Consider the following 16,242-nt stretch of genomic DNA (forward strand, 5'->3'; position numbering starts at 1 on the left):
GCCATTTTAACCGATCCACACTGCCTTCTGACCCGCAACCAGGCGAATGTCCCGTATTTGAAGAATGCGCCGCGCATGCCGCAGCGCAGCATTTTCAACCGGATCAATCACATGAAGAGCCGCAGAAGCGTGAACACAAGCATTCCCACTACAATCGTGCCAAGCATGGTGCGCCGCCACAAAAACCACCCAAGACCGCACAGCGTCGCATAAAACTCGTGGTTCGACGGCGCGAACGAGAGCCCGTCCGGCGTCGCCAGCACATCGGGCAGCACGACGGCGGCCAGTGCCGCGGCCGGCGCGTAGCGCAACATCCGCTGCACGCGCGCGGGCAAAACCGTGCGCTCGCCGCCGATTAGAAACATGGCACGTGTCACTGCGGTGACGAAGGTCATGCCAATAATGGATAGCCAGATTTGCGTGGATGTCATCGTGAATCTCCGGCGCTGTTACGGATGCGGCGCAAATCGGCGCGCTCGACCATCAGGTCGGCGGCGCTGCCCGCGACAATCGCCGCGATCACCGCGAGCGGCAGCGCGAGCCGGTACGGCAGGTCGAAAGCAAGCAACGACACCAAGCCGGCGATGCTGACCGCTACCAGCGTGGAGCGCGTGGCAATCGCCGACACCATGATGGGCAGCAGCGCCAGCGTGCCCGCCAGCGCGAGGCCCCAGTTGTCCGGAATCAGGCTCGCCAGCAGGATGCCGGCGATCGACGACACCTGCCACGACAGCCAGCTGCACACCGCCATGCCCCAGAAGTACGCCTCCTTGCCCGGCACGTAGCCAGTCTGAAAGCTTTTCTTCTGAAACAGCAGATAGATCACGTCGCCGTTGAAGTAGCCCAGCACAATGCGCCGCCACATCGGCAGATAGGAAAAATGCGGCGCGAGGCCGGCGCTGAAGATCACGAAACGCGTATTGACCATCGCGGCCGTGAGCAGCACGGTCCAGATCGGCAGCTTCGCGGCGAGCAGCGGCAGCACGGCCAGTTGCGACGAACCGGCGTAGCACAGCAGCGACATGGTGAGCGCCTGAGGCAGCGTGAGCACAGACTTGCTCATCGCGATGCCAGTGACGAGCCCCCAGGAGAAAATCGCCATCAACGTGGGCGAATAGTCGCGCGCGCCCTCACGAAAGGCACGGCGATCGGTATCTGACAGGCGAGCGAGCATGAGGCGAAACGTGGGCGCCAAGCGGCGGCGCAACGAAGGGAGGTCGGCGCCAGGTCGTCAAGCACCCGCTGGCGCATCCGGATTTGAATTATGCGTGCGCCGAATTATAGCGTCCGACATGCGGCCAAATGCCCGTTCCTTGTGCAAAAAGACGCTAAAATAACGTTCTTTCACCGCACCCGCTGGAGAATCGTATGTCAATGGCCGACCGCGACGGCAAGATCTGGATGGATGGCAAGCTCATCGACTGGCGCGACGCCAAGATCCACGTGCTCACCCACACGCTGCATTACGGCATGGGCGTTTTCGAAGGCGTACGTGCCTACAAGACGGCGGACGGCGGCACGGCGATTTTCCGCCTCCAGGAGCACACCAAGCGCCTCTTGAACTCGGCCAAGATCTTCCAGATGGACGTGCCGTTCGACCACGAAACGCTGGCTGCTGCCCAGTGCGAAGTGGTCCGCGAAAACAAGCTGGAATCCTGCTACCTGCGCCCGATCATCTGGGTCGGCTCGGAAAAGCTCGGCGTATCGGCCAAGGGCAACACGATCCACGTGGCGATCGCCGCCTGGCCGTGGGGTGCTTACCTCGGTGAAGACGGTATCGCCAAAGGCATCCGCGTGAAGACCTCGTCGTTCACGCGCCATCACGTGAACGTATCGATGGTCCGCGCCAAGGCGTCGGGCTGGTACGTGAACTCGATCCTCGCCAACCAGGAAGCGATTGCCGACGGTTACGACGAAGCGCTGCTGCTGGATGTGGACGGCTACGTGTCGGAAGGCTCGGGCGAAAACTTCTTCCTCGTGAACAACGGCAAGCTGTACACACCTGATCTGGCGTCGTGCCTCGACGGCATCACGCGCGACACGGTCATCACACTGGCGCGCGACGCGGGCATCCAGGTGATCGAAAAGCGCATCACGCGCGACGAGGTCTATACCTGCGACGAAGCGTTCTTCACCGGCACCGCCGCAGAAGTCACGCCGATCCGTGAACTCGACAACCGCACGATCGGCTCGGGCGCACGCGGCCCGATCACCGAGAAGCTGCAATCGGGCTTCTTCGATATCGTGAACGGCAAGAGCGACAAGTACGCGCACTGGCTCACCAAGATCTAACGCGCGCTGCGCAGGCCCTGGGCCCTCGGGCTTTGGGCGGCGCAACGCACGCACCCTGCATACAACGAGAAAGTCCCCATGAGCGAAATCAAGGAAATGCCGCTGGTCGAACTGTCGGCAAAGGATCTGCCGGCGTACTGTCCGAATCCGGCAATGCCGCGCTGGAGCGCGCATCCGCGCGTCTTTATCGACGTCACGCACGGCGAAGCGAAATGCCCGTACTGCAGCACGCGCTACAAGCTGCGCGACGGCGAAGTGGTCAAGGGTCACTAATCTTGAGCACTGAGCACTGAGCGCTTGCGGCGCTCGTTGCCAGAGCGCCTGCCGCCTGGTTCGTCATGTGACGGGCTGGCAGTGCTTTTGCAGCAGGTAGCGGCAACGCAAGCGCTTCGCAGCAACGCCGCAGCCGCGGCGGGACCGGCCATGCCGGATCCGCGCCGCAAGGCTCGCGACTTTTCCCCTTTTTCACAATCGAACGCCACGCGCATGGCGCGCGCGGCGCTTCGTTTCGATACCGGACACTCACTCTGATGCGTCGCGCGTTGGTTATCGCACCGAACTGGATCGGTGACGCATTGATGGCGCAGCCGTTGTTTGCGCGCCTCGTGAAATTGCATCCGCGCATCGTGATCGATGCGGTCGCGCCCTCGTGGGTCGCGCCCGTGCTCGAACGCATGCCTGAGATTCGCGACGTCTACGCAACCGACCTCGCGCACGGCAAGCTGCAGATGCTGCGCCGCTGGCAACTGGCGAGCGACTTGCGCGATGTCGGTTACGACGCGGCCTATGTCCTGCCGAATTCGCTCAAGTCGGCGCTGATTCCGTGGATGGCGGGCATTCCGCTGCGCATCGGCTACACCGGCGAAAGCCGCTACGGCTTGCTGAACGTGCGTCACGCGAATCCGCGCAAAGACGAGCGCCCGCCGATGGTCGGCCAATACGCCGCGCTCGCCTACGCACCAGGCGCCAAGGTCCCCGACGACCTGCCGATGCCGCGGCTCGACGCGGACCTGAACGAAGCCTCGCGCGTATCCGCGCGCTTCAATCTGGACACGCGCGTGCCGTTGCTGGTGTTCTGCCCGGGCGCCGAGTACGGCCCGGCCAAGCGCTGGCCACCTGAGCATTTCGCATCGCTCGCGCAGATGGTCGGCCAATCGTTCCCGTACACACAGATCGTCGCCCTCGGCTCGCCGAAAGACGCGCCGCTTGCCCAGGCCATCGCCGAGAAGGCGCCGAACGTGCGTAACCTGTGCGGCCAGACCGCGCTGGGCGAGGCTTGCGCGCTGATCTCGCGGGCCAATGCGGTCGTCACCAACGATTCCGGTCTGATGCACGTGGCCGCCGCGCTGCGCCGGCCGCTGGTGGCCGTGTACGGTTCGACCGATCCGCGCCACACGCCGCCCTTGTCCGAGCTTGCGAAGGTACAATGGCTTCATCTCGAATGCAGCCCCTGTTTCCAGCGCGAGTGTCCGCTCGGGCATCTGAACTGCCTGAAGCAGTTGAGCGCCGAGCAGGTGTTTGGCGATTTGCGCGGCATGTTGCTTGCGCAACGTTAAACCCGATTGATTCGACTGATACTTGCACGCAACACCGCACGCTCCTGAGCGCGTCGCGTCATGTTCGCGCCTTGCGGCGCGGGCATTCTCGCGCTTAGGTGCGATTGTCCGGTGCTCCGGACTGTCCCGCTGACCGCTGACCGCTGCCCCGCAACCGCGCGCCGCGCGCCGCGCACAAGAGACTGACGAGCCATGCCACGTTTTGCCCATATCTTCGAAGCCGCCGCCGATACGCTGAACGCCTACTACCAGGCCGTCGCCGAGGTGAATATCGACAGCTTGATGGGCCTGTGGATCGATGAGGAGTTCGTTAGCTGCATCTGCGCCGACGGCTCCCACCTGCACGGCCTCGACAGCATTCGCGCCGGCTTGCAAATCCAGCTCGAAACCGCGCGCGTTTCGATCGAACCGCTCGATATTCGCGTCTACGACAGCCTCGGTACAGTCGTCTACGCCATTGCCGAAGCACACCGCCCGGCTGATCCGAAGGCGACGCCCGCGATGGTGTTCACCACGTACGTCATGGTCCACGAGCGCGGCGAATGGCGGATTGCGCATATTCACGCGAGTCCGATGCCGAATGAGGCCGCCAGCCAGTTCGCCACGAAAATGCGGCATGGTCAGGGGTCGCTGCACTGACGCCTGACCGGTGTTTCCCCTGCTTCACCGGTTTTACCTTTTTGCTTCAACGCTGGCATGAGCACGACGCACGACAAATCCGCTTCTACCGGCGCAACACGCGCCGCGGCCGCTGTTGAGGCCACCGTCGAGCTGCTCTACCGCGCGCCGCTCTGGCTGCCTAACCGGCATGTTCAAACCATTGTCCCGGCGCTGTTTGCGCGCCGCCCGGCAATCGCGTTCCGGCGCGAGCGCTGGGATACGCCTGATGGCGATTTCATCGATCTCGATTGGGTAGTGCATGACGGCAAGCCTGCCTCTGCGCCCGCATCTGCCACGCCCTCCGGAATTCCCGCGGACGACGCTCCGCTGTTCGTGCTGTTTCACGGCCTCGAAGGCGGTTCGACGTCGCACTACGCCGCCACCTTGATGGCGGCCGCGCGCGAGTACGGCTGGCACGGCGTGGTGCCGCACTTTCGCAGCTGCAGCGGGCCGCTGAATCGCTTGCCGCGTTTCTATCATCTCGCCGACAGCAACGAGGTGGACTGGATCCTGCGGCGCTTGCGCGCCACGCATCGCGGGCCGATCGTGGCAGCGGGCGTGTCGCTCGGCGGCAATGTGCTGCTGCGCTGGCTCGGCGAGCGGCGCGAAGATGCGTCGCCGGTGATCTCGGCCGCCGCGGCGATTTCGACGCCGATCGACGTGCATGCCGGCGGCCGCGCGTTGTCGCAGGGCTTCGGCATGGTCTACACGCGCAGTTTCCTGAAGACGCTGAAACAGAAGGCCGAGCAGAAGCTTGGGCAATTTCCGGGGCTGTTCGACCGCGACGCGATGCTGGCGAGCCGCACGATGTACGATTTCGACAACGTGGTGACAGCGCCCCTGCATGGCTTTCGCGATACAGACGATTACTGGAGCAGCGCGACCACGCGACCTTTGCTGCCTGGGATTGCCGTGCCGACACTGGTGCTGAACGCCCGCAACGACCCGTTCTTGCCGGCCGAGGTGTTACCGGCGCAGCACGAAGTTTCGGCATTGGTCGAACTCGATCAGCCCAGGCACGGTGGCCACGCCGGCTTTATGACTGGGCCGTTTCCCGGCCGCATCGACTGGTTGTCGCGGCGCGTGCTCGGTTATCTGGAGCGGTACGTCGATCATGGATGACATCGTCAAGCAGGCATTGGCCAAATGGCCGAATGTGCCGAGTTGCACCGGATGGTTGATGCTGGACCGCCGTGGCAACTGGCGCATGCGGGATGAAGCCGCTCAGGCTAGCGGCACGCCCGGTACGCCGATTCGGCACGAGGCGTTGCTTGGGTTTATCAATCGGAATTACGACGCCGATGAACGCGGGCAGTGGTTTTTCCAGAACGGCCCGCAGCGGGTGTATATCGAGTTGGGCTATACGCCGTGGGTCGTGAGGTTGTCAGCCAATGCCGCTGGGGTGCTGTCTTTGACTGACCAGGCCGGCGGGTCTTTCGAGCCTTCGGCTGTGTTTGTCGATGATGAAGGTGGGATTCTGTTTGTCGATGGCTCGGCAACACCGAGAGTCGCCGTTTTGCATGATCATGACCTTGAGGTTTTTTCCGATCACGCAACGTTGGGCGATGACTCGATGAGCGGGGAGTTTCGCTGGAACAATGGCGTTGTCTTGCCCTTGCAGGGCGTGCAGCGAAATGAAGTTGCCGCGCGGTTTGGGTTTGTCGATAGTCCGGCTGCGTGCGCTTAGGTCTCTTGTCTAATTGCGGCCTGGGCTCTTTTCATCCGTGAGGTTCCGGTCAGATAGCAAAGACCTGAGAGCGCTAACTCTTCTCGTCAAGCCGTTCCTCTTTATAGCGGCTCTCCATCTCATGTAACCGGGCATCGACGGTAGCGAGATCGTAGTAGCCGATCGACTTCAGATCGCGAGCTTCCTTCAGTTGCCGGATGGCCGACGGCCACGCCCCCTCTAGTGCGAATTTTTCGGCCAGCGCCCGATGCTGCGTCAACGCATCGCCACTGCCTGCACTCGCCTGCGCGAGATACAACCACCAGGCAGGCTGATCGGGTTGCGCACGCGTCTCTTTCAACGCCAAAGCCTGCGCATCGGCAAATCGCTTCAAGGTCAGCAAGGTCTGGATATGCATGTCGATCGCGGCGTTCGACTGCGGCCAGCGTTTCTGCGCAAAGTCGGCCAGACGAGCCGCCTCGTCAGCACGTCCAGCGCGTCGCGCGATGTCGGCCGCCAGCACGTCGAGGCTCGGCGAACTGCGCATCGGCGCCCCTTCACCGCGCTCGCTGTCAGCAAACGCAGCACGGGTTGAAACCAGCGACGCCGCGGCATCGTCGTAACGCTCGAGCAGCATCTGCCCGTACGCTATTCCGTACCAATTCGCGGCGATGTTCACGGCCGTACGGTCCTCGATTTCCGAGCGCAGTCGCGAAATTTCATCCGCGTACTCGCTGCGCGAGCGGTCCTGCAGCAAGCGCGCCCTCGCCCGCACAAATCCGTACTCGGGCGCCTGATGCGGTTGCCGGTACGGCGCGCGGCGCGCACGGTCCTCCATGTCGGCAATCCGTTCGCCAGTCAGCGGATGCGTGCGTGCGTAGGCCGGTATGCCGGTGTCGTTCATCGCCGCGCGATCGAGGCGGCCGAAAAACGTCGTCATTGCGTAGGGGTCGTAGCCGGCGCCGGCCAGCAGCAGAAAGCCGACGCGATCCGCTTCATGCTCGGCGGAACGCGAGAAACGCAACTGGTTGTCGACCGCATAGGCCTGGCCGCCAATCGCAATCGCGCTGCCGAGGTCGCCGCTGTGCGCGAGCACGCCCGCCAGAATGCCGAACAACAGGCCGGCGAGCGCAGCATAGCCGCTACGCTCGCCGGTGGTGATCATCCGCGAAATGTGCCGCTGCAACACGTGTCCCATCTCGTGGCCGAGCACGGAGGCGAGTTCGGACTCGGTTTGCGTCGTCACGATCAATCCGGTGTTCACGCCGATAAAACCGCCCGGCAGCGAGAAGGCGTTGATCTGCGTGTCGCGGATCGCAAACAGGTCGAAGTCCGGACGATAGCCGCCGATGTATAGCGCGCTCGCCGCCGCGGCGAGTTTCGCCGCGACCGAGTTCAGGTAGTCGCGCACCAGCCAGTCGTCGAGATAGTCAGGATCGCGGCGCAACTCGCGCATCACGCGCTCGCCGAGCTTGCGTTCCGCTTGCGGTGTTAGCGAGCCAGAGCCGCCGTTGCCGAGATCGGGCAGTTGCTGCGTGACGATCGGGGCGCGCCAACCCGCCGTTCCTCCACTGGTGCCGGACAAGCGGCTCTGCGCGCCGCCATAGACGCCGAATACGCCTTTGGCAATGTCGGGCGGCAAGATGGGGTCGGCGAAAGTGTCGACCGGCCCGCTTTCCAACGGTGGTTCGGCAGACTGCATGTTGAGCGCGAGGCTCGTACTTGGAGCGGCCCGCGATTGCGCGAACGCGCCCGGCGGCGCCGCGAGCGCGACAGACAACAACACAGCGAGAATCCGTTTCGAACGCATCGCGAGGTCGGTATGACGAAGTCGAAAAGCGACGCCCGCCGCTCGGACTAAGATAGCGGGCATAGGGCAATTGTAATCATCTCGACCCGCCCAATCACGCTGCTATGATAGGCGCCCTCTGAAGGAGCCCAACCATGCCTGAACTCACTCATTTCGACGCCGCCGGCCAGGCGCATATGGTGGACGTCGGCAGCAAGCAGGAGACCAAGCGCATCGCCGTCGCGCGCGGCTCGATTCGCATGCTGCCGGAGACGTTCGCGCTGATCCGCGACGGCAACGCCAAGAAGGGCGACGTGATCGGCATCGCACGCATCGCCGCGATTCAAGGCTCAAAACGCACCGCCGATCTGATCCCGCTCTGTCATCCGCTCGCGCTGACGCGCGTGAAAGTGGACTTCGAACTCGATGACACGTTGCCCGGTGTGCATTGCACGGTGCAAGTTGAAACGCTGGGACGCACGGGCGTGGAGATGGAAGCACTAACCGCCGTGCAAGTCGGGCTGCTGACGGTGTACGACATGTGCAAGGCGGTGGATCGTGGGATGACGATCACCGATGTGAAAGTGCTGGAGAAGCACGGCGGGAAGTCGGGGGATTGGGTGGCGGGTTGATGGCGGCCCGCGTCATCGCCCCGCTCCACCTCTACAGCTGAGGCTACAAAACGACAGCGCGACTCAATCCTCGTCGCTGTCGTCGTCCTTATTGACGTCGCCTGACGGCAGCCCGTAGCGCTTGACCAGCTCCGCCTTGAAACCGGTCAGCGTCTTCTGCTCGTCGCACAGCTCATACAGATAGGCCAACTGCGACGGCCAGTCGCTCAACTCCTGAGCAAAAATCTTCAGGCGCTCGACGGTGTCGAACGCCCCTGCCGTGTCGCCGCTCAGTGCTTGCAGCACCGCATACCGGCGCAGCACGGTTTCACCGGGTAGCAGCGCAATCGCCTGCTTGTGCATCGCGAGCTTGTGTTGCAGGTTCATCGAGTTCATCGGCAGCAGCGTCGCGAGGCCGTACTCGCCCCACGCACCGAACAGGAACGACGGGGCCGCTTGATACTGCTCGGCGGGACGCGAGCCGTAATACAGCACCTCGGCGCGCGTGTAGTCGCGATACACCGGATACAGTGCGGCAAGACCTCCGAACACGACCACAGCAAACGCACCGAACGACAGGCGCCCAGGCACGAGGCGCAGCGGCCGTGTCTCGAGCAAGCCGAACACGAACATCGCCGGCAGCAGGAAGAACATGTACTGCTGCGGATACTCGACCAGCGCATGCATAACCAGCACGCCGATCAGCGCGATGCCGAACACGCGTGCGGCGCTTTGCGGCGCGCGCACCACGCGCACCAGCCACGTGATCAGGCCGAACAGCACGATCGCGAGGCCAATCAAGCCCGTCTTCGCGAGCAGGTCGATGAAGATGTCGTGCGAGTTGTTGGCGATCTCGACGCCGCCCAGCGACTTTACATACTCGAACTGGTAGCTCGGAAACTCGCCCCAGCCGACACCCAGCAGCGGATGCGCCTTGAACATCGTCCAGCCGTACTTCCACAGCGCGAGGCGCGGTGCGATCTTGCTGGCGTCCCTGAAACGGTCAGCCGCGGACTCCCCGAGTTCCAGGTGGTAGTGCACATTGGCCCAGCGGATCAACACGTTGACCACGAAGAACAGCACCGCCAATGCGATCGGAATCAGCCATTCGCGATTGCTGCGGCGGAGAAGCGGCTGACTGCGCGTCTGCGCGAAGGCCATCCAGAAACCCGCCACCACGATCACGCCCATCTGCAGCCAGGGGCCGCGCGACACGGTCAGCGCGAGTCCAATCGCGAAGATCGTCGACGCGAGCAGCCAGATGCTGACGGCAATGCGGCGCGTCTGCACGAGGAAGAGCGCGCCCGCCATCGCGAACGCGATATAAGTGGCAAGGTGGTTCGCCTGCGCCATATTGCCGAAAGGCCGGCGCCCGACGGTCACGTTATAGGCGACGACCAGCGGCGACACTCGCGCCTCGAGGTGAAACAGCTGGATCACCTGGCAGAACACCGCAAACAGGCCACCGACGATCAACGCCCCGGCCGCCCAGCGCAGCGCTGTTTCATTCAGCTTGGCGCGGGCAAAACCGTAGCCGGCGTGCGTCGCCATGAATGCGGCAAGCAGGTAACCGCCGCCGAGCCAATTCATCGACGGCTGCGAGACCGGCAGCAGCACCGATTGCGCGACCAGCACGAGCCCGAACAACAAGGGCACCAGCGCGACAACCGGCGACGCAAACGTCACGCGCGGCCTGGCCGTCCCAACCAGCAGCACGACACCCGCACCCGTCAGCAAATACAGCGCGAGCGCCGTGAATTCAGCGTAGAAGGTCGGTATCGGATACGTGTGGCCGACGACTGCATAAGGCAGCACCAACGCGAGAGCCAACAGAATGAGAGACAGGTAGCGCGCAAATGGGGTGGGCATCGAATAACCGGAGGGCGTCAGCAACCGGCGCACTATACAAAAAAATTCTCCTGCTGTGCGCCGGCTGGGCTGAAATATCCCGAAAATCAGCCTTTTACGTTCAAGCGGCTACTCATCCGGCCGCTCATACCACCATTCAGGCGCGGCACTCCGGTGGTGCAAGATTGGACGGCAAGGACGGCGCATCGGCAGGTGCGGGCCCGGCGCCTGGCGCAGGCAGCGAGGAGGCCGTTTTGCCGCCGACGAAACATTCCCAGGTCACCGCGCCCGCCTGCACGGCACCCTTGCTCAAGGCGACCCGCGCAGTTGGCGCATCGGCATTGTCCGGCACCGAGGGCACGAGCGTCAGGGTGTTCGAACCGGCAGGTGCGACGCGCGTCGTGAAAGCAACGGTAATCTGGCCGGTATCGTCGTCGACGTGAACGGATTCGACGTTGCGGGTGGCAGGCGGCGACGCATAACCGCCGCCAAGCGCATTGCCGCTAGCAGCGTTTTCGGACACCGCGAGCCGCGCGGATGCGGCCAGCGAGAGCCCCTCCCCCACGCGACTGCGGGCCAGATAGTCCTGATACGCCGGAATCGCGTAGGCCGCGATGACACCGACAATGGCCAGCACGATCATCAACTCGATCAGCGTAAAGCCGAAACCGAAGCGGCGGCAGGCACGTGCAAGAGGTGCGGTCCAGCGCGCTCGTTCGAACGGGTTCCGTGGGGAAGGCGTGGACTGTGAGAAAGGAGAGTACGGCAAAGTAACGATCATCGGCAGGCTCCTGAAACGAAAAACGCCTGCCCCTCGAATCGGGGACAGGCGTTTCAATCGTAGCCAGCGGCAATCGTTCCACACAGTCAGCCGAATGGCTAACGTTGCGTTGGTGCGGCGGGTGCGGTTCTATGTTCGGGCCAACGCACCGTTGCCGTGGCACGTCCCGCCACTGTTCAGGCTGAGTTCAGCTTAAGCCGCCGCGCGGTGGGCGTTGCGGCGCTTGAGCAGATAACCGAGGATCACGACGAACAGCGCGCCGGCAATGCTCGTGCCGTACTCGGCCACGGGCGAATCCAGGATCGGCCAACGATCGCCTGCCGGGTCATTGATGATCAGGCCGCCGGCGATCCAGCCAAGCAGCGCGGCACCGAGCGTAATGACAATCGGAAAGCGGTCGAGCAGTTTCAGCACCAACTGGCTGCCCCACACGATCAGCGGAATGCTCACCACCAGGCCGAAAATCACCAGCGCGAGGCGGTGCGCCGGATCAGCTGCCTCGGCAGCGCCAGCAATCGCGATCACATTGTCGAGGCTCATCACCGCATCCGCGATGATGATGGTCTTGATCGCCGACATCAGCTTGTCGGCCGGTTTGATGTTCTCGTGGACGTCATGCGCGGGCGCCATCAGACGCACACCGATCCACAGCAGCAGCAGGCCACCGGCGAATTTCAGCAGCGGCACGTCGAGCAGCGCCACAGCGAACGCAATCAGCGCGACGCGCAACACGATGGCGCCGGCCGTGCCCCACAGCACGCCTTTCGTACGCTGCTCAGCCGGCAGGTTGCGGCAGGCAAGCGCGATCACGACGGCATTGTCGCCACCCAGCAGGATGTCGATGACGATGATCTGAATGACGGCGCCCCAATGGAGCGTGGCGAAGAACTCGAGCATGAGCAAAAGAATAAGAAGGAATCGGACGCGCGAGCAATAAAAAAGCGGAGGAGTCTACACTCCCCCGCTTTTTAAGACTGCTCGCTCACGAAAGGGTTTCGTAAGCGTATCAAAAACGCGCCGTGACTGCGCGCGAATTTCGATTTACAGCATCGCCTTCAGAAGACGCGCCATTTCCGACGGGTTCTTCGTAACCTTGATGCCGCATGCGTCCATGATTTCCAGCTTGGCTTCAGCCGTGTCCGCACCGCCCGAGATCAGCGCGCCGGCGTGGCCCATGCGCTTGCCCGGAGGCGCCGTAACACCGGCGATAAAGCCAACCACCGGCTTCTTCATGTTGTCCTTGATCCACTCAGCGGCATTCGCTTCGTCCGGACCACCGATCTCGCCGATCATGATGACGGCGTCCGTTTCCGGATCGTCGTTGAACATCTTCATCACGTCGATGTGCTTCAGACCGTTGATCGGGTCGCCGCCAATACCCACTGCCGACGACTGGCCGAGGCCGATCGCCGTCAACTGGCCGACTGCTTCGTACGTCAGCGTGCCCGAACGCGACACGACGCCGATGCGGCCCTTGCGGTGAATGTGACCCGGCATGATGCCGATCTTCAGTTCGTCCGGCGTGATCGTGCCCGGGCAGTTCGGTCCGAGCAGCAACGTCTTGCTGTTCTTTGCGCGCATGCGTGCCTTGAGCTCGATCATGTCACGCACAGGAATGCCTTCCGTGATACAGATTGCGAGATCCAGGTCGGCTTCAACAGCTTCCCAGATGGCAGCAGCAGCGCCTGCCGGCGGAACGTAAATCACCGACACGGTCGCGCCCGTTTCGGCCTTGGCTTCAGCGACGCTAGCGTAGATAGGAATGCCTTCGAAATCTTCGCCGGCCTTCTTCGGGTTCACGCCTGCAACGTACGCTTCGCGGCCGTTTGCATATTCACGGCAAGCACGCGTGTGGAACTGACCGGTCTTGCCGGTAATGCCCTGCGTGATGACCTTGGTGTCTTTGTTAATCAGAATCGACATGTATTGACCTCTGTTCGTTTGGCGTCGCGGTGGTGCGTGGCGCGGCGGGATGTTCTTCGCCCGCGCCGCTCATGCATCACACGCGCGCCGCCATTCGTAATCCTGGTAACCGCGCTTGGGGTTTGGCTTACGCCTTGCCCGCAGCGGCCGCGACGACCTTCTGAGCCGCTTCTTCCATGCTGTCAGCCGCGATGATCGGCAGACCGGATTCAGCGAGCATCTTCTTGCCGAGGTCTTCGTTCGTGCCCTTCATGCGGACGACGAGCGGCACCTTCAGCGACACGGCCTTCGACGCCGCGATCACGCCTTCCGCGATCACGTCGCAGCGCATGATGCCGCCGAAAATGTTGACCAGAATCGCGGTCAGGTTCGGGTTCTTCAGCATGATCTTGAACGCTTCCGTGACCTTCTCGGTCGTGGCGCCACCGCCCACGTCCAGGAAGTTCGCCGGTTCGCCGCCGAACAGCTTGATGGTGTCCATCGTTGCCATTGCGAGGCCAGCGCCGTTCACGAGGCAGCCGATGTTGCCGTCGAGCGAGATGTAGGCGAGGTCGAACTTCGACGCTTCGACTTCAGCCGGATCTTCTTCGTCCAGATCGCGATACGCGACGATTTCCGGATGACGGAACAGTGCGTTCGAATCGAAGTTGAATTTCGCGTCCAACGCGATGACCTTGCCGTCGCCGGTCAGGATCAGCGGGTTGATTTCGGCCAGCGATGCATCGGTTTCCCAGAATGCCTTGTACAGGCCTTGCAGGATCGCGCGCGCTTGCGGCAGCGAAGCGGCAGGCACGCCGATCTTCGTTGCGAGCTCATCGGCTTCAGCGTCTTTCAGACCGGTCGACGGGTCGACGGCGATCTTGTGGATCAGCTCAGGCGTCTTTTCCGCGACTTCTTCGACGTCCATGCCGCCTTCGCTCGATGCCATCACGACGATCTTCTGCGAAACGCGATCGATCACGAGGCCGACATACAGTTCCTTCTTGATGTCAGCGCCTTCTTCGATCAGCAGACGATTCACCTTCTGGCCTTCCGGACCGGTCTGGTGCGTGACGAGCTGCATGCCGAGGATCTGGTTCGAGAATTCACGAACCTGTTCCAGCGACTTGGCGACCTTCACGCCGCCGCCCTTGCCACGGCCACCCGCGTGGATCTGAGCCTTCACGACCCATACCGGGCCGCCGAGCTCTTCCGCGGCCTTGACCGCATCATCCACCGAGAAGACCGGCTTGCCGCGCGGTACCGCGACGCCGAATTTCCGCAGGATTTCCTTACCCTGGTACTCGTGAATCTTCATGCGTGATTCCCTTCAGTCTGAGAGTTGGATTGAACTTCGTTTCCGCTGCCGTCGTTCATGCCGGACGCGTTGCCGCCCTCACCTGTCTGGCGGGCTGCCCCGTCGCCTGACGATGCCGCGCGATCCGCTGTATACGGAGCGCGGCCATACCAGCGCGGATAAAACTGTTGCACCGCCTCGCCGTCGAAACGCAGCGCGTGGCAGCGTCCCAGCTGGAATGGCGGTTTGTCGTTGGAATGCTCGCCTGTGCTGCCCGACGCACCGTTCCCTGAACTCGCCGTTGCGCCCGGCGCGCTGTCACCGGTGTTCCACACATCGCCGGCGAACGCCTGGATTGCGGCGGTCGGCAAAAGCGCGCACAACTCGGTGAGATGCGTGCAACCAGCCGTGCCGGCCAGCAAACGGGCAGCATCGCGACGGAAGTTGTTGAACAGATTGAGCCCAATGAGGGCACGATAGGCGGGATTGCTGGCTTGGCACAACCCTGGATAGGGCACCCAGTCGGACGACGCTTCGGCGTCGACGACGTTGAGCTTGCGATCGATAGTGATGCGAAGCCAGAGTTCATGGATCGGCTGACCATTGGGCCGGACGCCCGACGCAAGCACCACATCGCGCGGTTTTTCGTCGGTCAAGCACGCTTCCACATCCCACAGGCCATCGGCTCGCTCATAGGCTTCCGCTCTGATCGCGCGACGGTGGCGCAACTGACGGGACACTGGCGGGGAGAGCGGCATGCGGGAAGGAAAGGCCGGATTGGAAAACCCCCGAATTTTAGCATACTGGGTATTTGAGACAGGTCGGAATGCGCAGTGCCGCCCAGCGGGCCGGGGAGCGCGGCAGACGCTATCTCAAAGCCGGGGGCTACTCGCCGCTTCACTCCTCGTCGAACCCTTTGAGGATTTTGCCGATTGTCGCGCCGGAGAAACCGCGCGAGGCCAGAAAACGCGCCTGTTTAGCCCGATCAGCAGCCGTTTCGGGAAGTTGGCCGAATTTCTTCCGCCACACAGCTTGGGCTCGCGCGAGTTCGGTTTCGCGCAGTTGCGCGCTGGCTTCTTCCACCAGCGTTTGGTCGACCGCGTGCTGCTTCAGTTCGCCGACGATCCGGCTCGCGCCCAGCCGCGATGAGCGCCTATGAATCAGACTTTCCGCAAAGCGCGAATCCGAGAGCCAGTTTTCGGCTTCAAGTGCATCGAGCACGGTGTCGAGCGAATCGGTTTCCTCGACGAACGGCTTCAGCTTGCGCGCCAGTTCGGCACGGCTGTATTCACGCCGGGATAGATAGCCAAGTGCCCGGCCTTTTAGCGAACGGGCCGGACGTTGGGATTTTTTTGCCTCGTCCTGCCCTGGCTTCGCCTCGCCAGGTGTGCGGCGCGAGCGGGTATAGGTGGTTTCGGACGGGTCGGGTTCAGCTTGCGCGGAAGATTCAGCCTGAGATTGACGACCTGAAGCGCGATCGTGAGCATCGAACGACTCGAACGGATCGGCCTCGCCAGCTGCGGCAAAGGGATCGGAATCTGATGCGGATGAGCGCCGAGCGGCTGAGTTGCCGGCCGGATAGCGTGGCGAACGCGAGGTGGAACGCCCGAAAGAACTTCCAGACGATTTGCCGAACGAACTACCGGACGGACTGCCGGAGGAATTTCCCGACGGTCGTCCAAACGACCGGTTGGATCGAGAGGTCGGCGACGAGGAAGGCGACGACGAAGAGGGTGACGACGATTCGAACGAATCGTCGTCACCGTCACGCGGGCCGTCCGCGTTGCGTCCAGCGTTGGCAGCATTGGATTGCGGCCGGCCCTTGCGTATCACGTGCGGG

The 16,242-nt window shown here is 62.9% G+C and carries 17 protein-coding genes; 7 read left to right on the forward strand and 10 right to left on the reverse strand.

Translation table 11 applies throughout. The features are described 5' to 3' along the window. Positions 1–107 precede the first annotated feature (107 nt). Both KHO31_RS15130 and KHO31_RS15135 read right to left on the reverse strand, forming a co-directional pair. Positions 108–431 (reverse strand): AzlD domain-containing protein, encoded by a 324-nt coding sequence (locus KHO31_RS15130; RefSeq protein WP_201076479.1) that lies wholly within the window; start codon positions 429–431, stop codon positions 108–110. Then, complete coding sequence (locus KHO31_RS15135; RefSeq protein WP_201076480.1) at positions 428–1,174, reverse strand: AzlC family ABC transporter permease; 747 nt, start codon at positions 1,172–1,174, stop codon at positions 428–430. The genes KHO31_RS15130 and KHO31_RS15135 overlap by 4 nt, the downstream gene beginning before the upstream one ends. 194 nt (positions 1,175–1,368) lie before the next feature. On the opposite strand from KHO31_RS15135, the gene KHO31_RS15140 reads away from it, so the two are divergent. The 6 genes from KHO31_RS15140 to KHO31_RS15165 all read left to right on the forward strand — a co-directional run bounded on the left by KHO31_RS15140 (position 1,369) and on the right by KHO31_RS15165 (position 6,195). After that, positions 1,369–2,292 (forward strand): branched-chain amino acid transaminase, encoded by a 924-nt coding sequence (locus KHO31_RS15140; protein ID WP_097390330.1) that lies wholly within the window; start codon positions 1,369–1,371, stop codon positions 2,290–2,292. A gap of 78 nt (positions 2,293–2,370) precedes the next feature. Next, positions 2,371–2,565, forward strand: coding sequence for a zinc-finger domain-containing protein (locus KHO31_RS15145; RefSeq protein ID WP_007180502.1), 195 nt, complete (start codon positions 2,371–2,373; stop codon positions 2,563–2,565). Positions 2,566–2,822: 257 nt separating this feature from the next. Next, positions 2,823–3,848, forward strand: a complete 1,026-nt coding sequence (gene waaF, locus KHO31_RS15150; protein WP_211623657.1) for a lipopolysaccharide heptosyltransferase II — start codon at positions 2,823–2,825, stop codon at positions 3,846–3,848. 192 nt (positions 3,849–4,040) lie between these two features. Beyond that, positions 4,041–4,487 (forward strand): nuclear transport factor 2 family protein, encoded by a 447-nt coding sequence (locus KHO31_RS15155; RefSeq protein ID WP_012434243.1) that lies wholly within the window; start codon positions 4,041–4,043, stop codon positions 4,485–4,487. A gap of 57 nt (positions 4,488–4,544) precedes the next feature. Next, positions 4,545–5,630, forward strand: coding sequence for a YheT family hydrolase (locus tag KHO31_RS15160; RefSeq protein WP_201076482.1), 1,086 nt, complete (start codon positions 4,545–4,547; stop codon positions 5,628–5,630). Further along, the gene (locus KHO31_RS15165) at positions 5,623–6,195 is read left to right on the forward strand and encodes a DUF2946 family protein (RefSeq protein WP_201076483.1); all 573 of its coding nucleotides are present in this window, start codon (positions 5,623–5,625) and stop codon (positions 6,193–6,195) included. Before KHO31_RS15160 ends, KHO31_RS15165 begins: the two co-directional genes overlap by 8 nt. Before the next feature lie 73 nt (positions 6,196–6,268). Here the strand turns inward: KHO31_RS15165 and KHO31_RS15170 are convergent, their stop codons facing one another. Continuing rightward, complete coding sequence (locus KHO31_RS15170; RefSeq protein ID WP_211623658.1) at positions 6,269–7,984, reverse strand: M48 family metalloprotease; 1,716 nt, start codon at positions 7,982–7,984, stop codon at positions 6,269–6,271. A gap of 134 nt (positions 7,985–8,118) precedes the next feature. Between KHO31_RS15170 and moaC the strand changes: the two genes are divergently transcribed. Next, positions 8,119–8,595: a cyclic pyranopterin monophosphate synthase MoaC gene (moaC, locus tag KHO31_RS15175; protein WP_211623660.1), complete on the forward strand. Its 477-nt coding sequence runs from the start codon at positions 8,119–8,121 to the stop codon at positions 8,593–8,595. 63 nt (positions 8,596–8,658) lie between these two features. On the opposite strand, the gene KHO31_RS15180 is transcribed toward moaC, so the two are convergent. The 7 genes from KHO31_RS15180 to recX all read right to left on the reverse strand — a co-directional run bounded on the left by KHO31_RS15180 (position 8,659) and on the right by recX (position 16,235). Next, positions 8,659–10,443: a PglL family O-oligosaccharyltransferase gene (locus KHO31_RS15180; protein ID WP_201076489.1), complete on the reverse strand. Its 1,785-nt coding sequence runs from the start codon at positions 10,441–10,443 to the stop codon at positions 8,659–8,661. Positions 10,444–10,579: 136 nt separating this feature from the next. Next, positions 10,580–11,203: a pilin gene (locus tag KHO31_RS15185; protein ID WP_201076491.1), complete on the reverse strand. Its 624-nt coding sequence runs from the start codon at positions 11,201–11,203 to the stop codon at positions 10,580–10,582. Positions 11,204–11,395: 192 nt separating this feature from the next. Continuing rightward, entirely contained in the window at positions 11,396–12,100 is a 705-nt protein-coding gene (locus KHO31_RS15190) for a TerC family protein (RefSeq protein WP_201076493.1), read from the reverse strand. A gap of 144 nt (positions 12,101–12,244) precedes the next feature. Beyond that, positions 12,245–13,126 carry a succinate--CoA ligase subunit alpha gene (gene sucD / locus KHO31_RS15195; protein WP_030101039.1) on the reverse strand — a complete coding sequence of 294 codons (882 nt, stop codon included), beginning with the start codon at positions 13,124–13,126 and terminating at the stop codon, positions 12,245–12,247. Positions 13,127–13,253: 127 nt separating this feature from the next. Beyond that, positions 13,254–14,423, reverse strand: a complete 1,170-nt coding sequence (gene sucC, locus KHO31_RS15200) for an ADP-forming succinate--CoA ligase subunit beta (RefSeq protein ID WP_120303042.1) — start codon at positions 14,421–14,423, stop codon at positions 13,254–13,256. Further along, a complete protein-coding gene (locus KHO31_RS15205) occupies positions 14,420–15,160 on the reverse strand; it encodes a DUF2889 domain-containing protein (protein WP_201076495.1) in 741 nt (246 codons plus the stop codon). Before KHO31_RS15205 ends, sucC begins: the two co-directional genes overlap by 4 nt. A gap of 139 nt (positions 15,161–15,299) precedes the next feature. Next, positions 15,300–16,235 carry a recombination regulator RecX gene (gene recX, locus KHO31_RS15210; RefSeq protein ID WP_236071263.1) on the reverse strand — a complete coding sequence of 312 codons (936 nt, stop codon included), beginning with the start codon at positions 16,233–16,235 and terminating at the stop codon, positions 15,300–15,302. Positions 16,236–16,242: the final 7 nt, after the last annotated feature.

The sequence above is a fragment of the Paraburkholderia domus genome (assembly GCF_905220705.1).
Taxonomy (GTDB): Bacteria; Pseudomonadota; Gammaproteobacteria; order Burkholderiales; family Burkholderiaceae; genus Paraburkholderia; species Paraburkholderia domus.